Raw genomic sequence first — 1,332 nt, forward strand, 5'->3', positions numbered from 1 at the left:
CACCACCACCCACCCCGACCACCCCACCCAGCCACACGCCGTCGGGCAGCGTGACCACGGTTCTACTTCGCGTGACCAGGGTTCTCCCTCGCGCCACCACGGTTCTCCCTCGCGCAACCACGGTTCTACCTCGACCGACCACGGTTCTACCTCGCGCGACCCGGCTCTCCCTCGCGCCGTCGTACCGTGGGAGACGTGCCCACCGACCCGACCGCGCCGTACCCGAGCGACCCGACCGACCCGGCGACCGCGTCCCCCGCGCACGTGGCCACGTCCTCCGCGGACCTGCCGCCGTCGAGCGTCCCTACCCTGACCTCGCGGCTCGCGTGGCGCCCGAGCCAGCCGCCGCCGTCGGGCACGGAGCCGGAGCCGCCGCTCGGGACGGCGGAGGACGCCGTGAGGCTGCTGCGCGGGCTGCGGGTCACGGCGCTGACGGGCGCGGGCCTGTCCACGGACTCGGGCATCCCGGACTACCGCGGCCCGGACTCGCCGCCGCGCAACCCGATGACGTACCAGCAGTTCGTGCAGGACGAGGCGTTCCGGCGCCACTACTGGGCGCGCAACCACGTGGGCTGGCAGCACGTGCACCGCACGCAGCCGAACGCGGGGCACCGCGCGCTGGCGCGGCTGGAGGACGCGGGCGTGCTCGTGGGGCTGATCACGCAGAACGTCGACCTGCTGCACGAGGACGCGGGCAGCCGGAACGTCATCGACCTGCACGGCCGGTACGACCGCGTGATCTGTCTCCAGTGCGGTCGCGTCATCTCCCGCGAGCACCTCGCGGACCGGCTCACGGCGCTGAACCCGGGGTTCATCGAGAGCATCGGCGACGTCACGGATGTGGAGATCGCGCCGGACGCGGACGCCGTGATCGAGCAGACGTCGCACTTCCGCCCGGCGCCGTGCGAGTTCTGCGGCGGGGTGCTCAAGCCGGAGATCGTGTACTTCGGGGAGAACGTGCCGCGCGAGCGGGTAGACCGGGCGTACGCGATGGTCGACGAGGGCGACGCACTGCTCGTGGCGGGCTCGTCGCTGACGGTGATGAGCGGGCTGCGGTTCGTGCGGCACGCGGCGAAGGCCGGCAAGCCGGTCGTCATCGTCAACCGTGGCTGGACGCGCGGCGACCCGCTCGCGACGCTCAAGGTCGACGCCGGCACCACCGAGACCCTCACGACGCTCGCGGAGTCGCTCCCGCACTGACGCCGAGCACGACGAGAGCTCGCGTCGAGCACGACATGAGGGTCGTTATGCGCGATCAACACCCGCCAGTCGGGCGCGGGCCGGGGGCGGTCACCGCGGGGGGGGGGGGGAGTGGCGGCGGGGGGGCGCGGC

At 73.4% G+C, this 1,332-nt stretch carries 1 protein-coding gene; it reads left to right on the forward strand.

Annotated elements, in window-relative coordinates:
- The first annotated feature begins 396 nt into the window (after positions 1–396).
- Complete coding sequence (locus ACFWH7_RS19730; RefSeq protein ID WP_378219157.1) at positions 397–1,200, forward strand: NAD-dependent protein deacetylase; 804 nt, start codon at positions 397–399, stop codon at positions 1,198–1,200.
- Positions 1,201–1,332: the final 132 nt, after the last annotated feature.

The sequence above is a fragment of the Cellulosimicrobium cellulans genome (assembly GCF_042723955.1).
GTDB lineage: Bacteria > Actinomycetota > Actinomycetes > Actinomycetales > Cellulomonadaceae > Cellulosimicrobium > Cellulosimicrobium cellulans_H.